This window comes from Dietzia sp. SLG310A2-38A2 (genome assembly GCF_014145095.1).
Taxonomy (GTDB): domain Bacteria; phylum Actinomycetota; class Actinomycetes; order Mycobacteriales; family Mycobacteriaceae; genus Dietzia.
On sequence record NZ_JAALDX010000225.1, the window covers coordinates 1 to 3,400 of the forward strand.

Annotated in this window: 4 protein-coding genes and 1 pseudogene; 3 read left to right on the forward strand and 2 right to left on the reverse strand. The window is 71.2% G+C overall.

Annotation, left to right across the window (positions count from 1 at the left end; genetic code table 11):
* Nucleotides 1–372 (forward strand): annotated as a pseudogene (locus G6027_RS08385) (allophanate hydrolase); the annotation flags it as partial.
* A 91-nt stretch (nucleotides 373–463) separates the two neighbouring features.
* Entirely contained in the window at nucleotides 464–1,099 is a 636-nt protein-coding gene (locus tag G6027_RS08390; RefSeq protein ID WP_182636773.1) for a hypothetical protein, read from the forward strand.
* A 3-nt stretch (nucleotides 1,100–1,102) separates the two neighbouring features.
* On the opposite strand, the gene G6027_RS08395 is transcribed toward G6027_RS08390, so the two are convergent.
* Entirely contained in the window at nucleotides 1,103–1,765 is a 663-nt protein-coding gene (locus G6027_RS08395; RefSeq protein WP_241726946.1) for an HD domain-containing protein, read from the reverse strand.
* 48 nt (nucleotides 1,766–1,813) lie between these two features.
* On the opposite strand from G6027_RS08395, the gene G6027_RS08400 reads away from it, so the two are divergent.
* Nucleotides 1,814–2,152: a hypothetical protein gene (locus tag G6027_RS08400; RefSeq protein ID WP_182636774.1), complete on the forward strand. Its 339-nt coding sequence runs from the start codon at nucleotides 1,814–1,816 to the stop codon at nucleotides 2,150–2,152.
* Between the two features lie 16 nt (nucleotides 2,153–2,168).
* On the opposite strand, the gene G6027_RS08405 is transcribed toward G6027_RS08400, so the two are convergent.
* Nucleotides 2,169–3,227, reverse strand: a complete 1,059-nt coding sequence (locus G6027_RS08405) for an NAD(P)-dependent alcohol dehydrogenase (protein ID WP_182636775.1) — start codon at nucleotides 3,225–3,227, stop codon at nucleotides 2,169–2,171.
* Nucleotides 3,228–3,400: the final 173 nt, after the last annotated feature.

A 3,400-nucleotide genomic window follows, 5' to 3' on the forward strand; every position in this document is an offset into this window, starting at 1 on the left:
CCGGCCGTCGACCTGGTGGTGTTCGGCGCACACCGGCGTGGGGGCCCGCTCGAACACCAGCTCACCTCGCGCGGCGCCGCCTGGCGTGGGCCGGTCCGGTCCAGCGCCGACTACCGGATGTACCGCCTCGACACCGAGCCTCCCAAGCCGGGGGTCCTGCGTCACCCGGACGGCGCCGCCCTGCTCGGGGAGAGGTGGACGATCTCCCCGGCGGCGCTCGGCAGCTTCCTCGACGAGCTCCCCAGGCCGATGCAGCTCGGCCGGGTGACCCTCGAGGACGGCACGGAGATGATCGGATTCGGCTGCGAGCCCACGGCCGTCACCCCGGAGGCCGACGACCTCACCGGACTCGGGGAGTGGCCTCTCGGGTGAGCCGGGCACGAGCGGGCGGATGCCGCGGCGGCGGATACGCTGGGTGTCAGGTCCGCACCCGTCGCGACCTCGAACAGTGAGGTGAGCGCCAGTGAGTCAGCTCGTGTCCTTCTACGAGACCGCGCCCGTCACCGACAAGCGAGGTCTGCTCACCGACGTCATCCAACGCCCGATGCAGGTGCGGTCGGGATACGACGTGGTGGAGGGCGAGGTCGTCCCGCGGGTGGTCTACGTGCAGGCGCCGATCGAGGGCCGTCCGCTGCTGGTGCCGTTCGGCCAGTACGACGCGTGGAGCCTGCGGCAGCGGTTCGAGGAGGCGCTGAGGGTGATGAACACCCTGGGGGCCTGCGAGATCGAGTGCGCGACCTACAGCGCCCGCCGCAACGCCGTCGCCGCACGGGTGGGGGTGGGACCGATGGCCGGGTGGGGCAAGGTGACCCGTACCCAGAGCACGGACTTCGACTATTCCTTCTCGGGCTCGGGGGCCTCCCCGCGTGATCCCGGACCGATCCGCTGGACCAACATCCCCGGGCTGGACGCCGCCAAGCAGTCGGTGCTGCTCAACGGTGGACGCCGGGTGGAGATCACGATCGAGTCCGAGTCGGAGTTCGCCGCGGACTCGGACCTCGCCCGGCGCCTCAAGTCTTCCGGGTTGGTGCTCGGCCTCGAGGGGCGGACCCAGGCCAAGACCCTGCTGCGGATCAAGGCCGAGTTCCCGGCGGTGTGACGTTCAGCTGCCGTCCGCCGGCACCAGGGCCGCGACGTCGTCCACCGCCCGGCGGAGCTCACGCGAGGCCGCACAGTCACCGAGCCGTCGGGTGACCGCATCCGCGAACGACCGGTAGAACCACAGCTTCTCCTGTGGCCCGGCGTTGAAGAGCCCCCACATCTCGTCACCCAGGCGTTCGTGGGCGGCGACCATCGAGCGCAGGTTGTGGATCTTGTCCGCCGCCGAGATGAGCAGGCACTCCTCGGAGTCCTCCGCGAGCGCGGCGAGGTACCCCTCCTTGCGCACACGCCACGGCGGGGTCACCTCACCCGCGGTCTTGTCCTCCGAGACGCCGCGGACGAGCTCGGTGACCCGTTCGCCGAAATCGGCGGTCATGTCGTCGGCCGAGTAGACGGAGGGCGGGACGTCCTCGAGGACGTCGTGGAGCAGGGCGGCGACCGCCACGTCCCGGTCGTCGGTGAAGTCGGACACGATCATCGCCACCGCCACGGGGTGCGCGATGTAGGGCGTCGGGTCGTCCTTGCGGGTCTGGCCGGCGTGGCAGCGGGCCGCGACCGCGAGCGCGCGGTCGATGGTGGGGGTCCAGGTCAGGGACATGGTGCTCTCCTCTGCGGGAGGGGTCCCGGTGGAACCGTCCGGCGGGGTGGGGACGTCGTACCTCATGACCACGATGAGACGACGACGAGACAACGACGACGACGAGGTGAGCAGATGCCCGACGGGACGATCAGAGCGGACGCGGACAGGATCGCGTCCGCTGTCGCGGTGTTCCGCGAGTCCGGGGACCGTGTGGCGGAGGTGACGTTCCCGCATGTCGCCGCGGGGGTGGCGGCCGCGCTGCCCGGGGGGTCGGCGATCGCATCCGCCCTGGATCGGGCGTGTGGCGCCGCAGCGGTGTGCGCGACCCGGAGCTCGGGGCGTCTGACCGGGCTGGCTGACTTCGCCGGGCAGGCGCACCGATTCCTGGAGGCGCGGGACGAGGACTTCGCGGACCTGCTCGCGCAGGTCGCCCCCGGTGAGCCAGGCCGCGGTGAGTCCCCGCCCCGGTGAGTCGGGTTGCGGTGGGTCAGAACGTCTTGGCGTCGATCACGAACCGGTAGTGCACGTCCGACCGGACCACGCGGTCGTAGGCCTCGTTGATCTTGTCCGCCGAGATGAGCTCGATCTCGGCGGTGATCCCGTGCTCGGCGCAGAAGTCGAGCATCTCCTGGGTCTCGGGGATCCCGCCGATCATGGACCCGGTCAGGATCTTGCGCCCGGCGGCGACGGACCCGGCCCGCACCGACATCGGCTCCGTCGGGATCCCGATGTTGACCAGCGCGCCACGCGGCTTGAGAGTGGCGAGGAACCGGTCCAGCGGCAGGTTCGCGGACACCGTGTTGAGGATGACGTCGAAGGTGCCGCGCAGCTCCCGGAGCGTGGCCTTGCCTTCGTCGCCGGCGGTCGCGTAATGCTCGACGGCGCCGTACCGCAGCGAATCGTCCCGCTTGGAGGTGGTCTGCGACAGGACCGTCACCTCGGCACCCATCGCCACCGCGAGCTTCACACCGACGTGCCCGAGTCCGCCCATGCCGAGCACGGCGACCTTGGTGCCCGGGCCGACGTTCCACTGCCGCAGCGGCGAGAACATGGTGATCCCCGCGCACAGCAGCGGCGCCGCCGCAGCCGGGTCGAGTCCGTCGGGGACGGACACCACCATGGGCTCCTCGACCACGATGTGGGTCGAGTACCCGCCCTGGGTGACGGGCCCCTCCGGATGGTCCTCGGGCAGCGGTGAGCCGTAGGTCGCGACTGCCCCGCGCTCGCACTCCTGCTCCTGGCCCGCGGTGCAGGACGAGCACTCGTGGCAGGCTCCCACCAGGCACCCGACGCCGACGCGATCGCCGACCGCGTGCCGGGTGACCTCGGAACCGACCTCCTGGACGATGCCGACGATCTCGTGCCCGGGCGCCACGGGGTAGGCGGTCTGGCCCCACTCGCCGCGCACGTGGTGGATGTCGGAATGGCAGATGCCGGCGTACTCGATCTCGATGAGCACGTCGGCCGGCCCGGTGTCCCGACGCCGGATGGTGGTCTTCTCCAGAGGCGCGTCCGGTGCGGTGGCGGCGACGGCGGCGACGTCCATGTGATCTCCCTGTGGTCGAGTGCATCGTGAACTGACTGTTGATCCCGTGTCCCGCCACAGTAGAGGCGATCACGCCTCGTCCGTCGCGGGCAGGGGGTGGTCGCGGGCGGCGTGATCGCCACCAGCGGGGTGCGCCGCCAGCGTCGAGCAGACCGGGGCCCCGCTCCGGAATA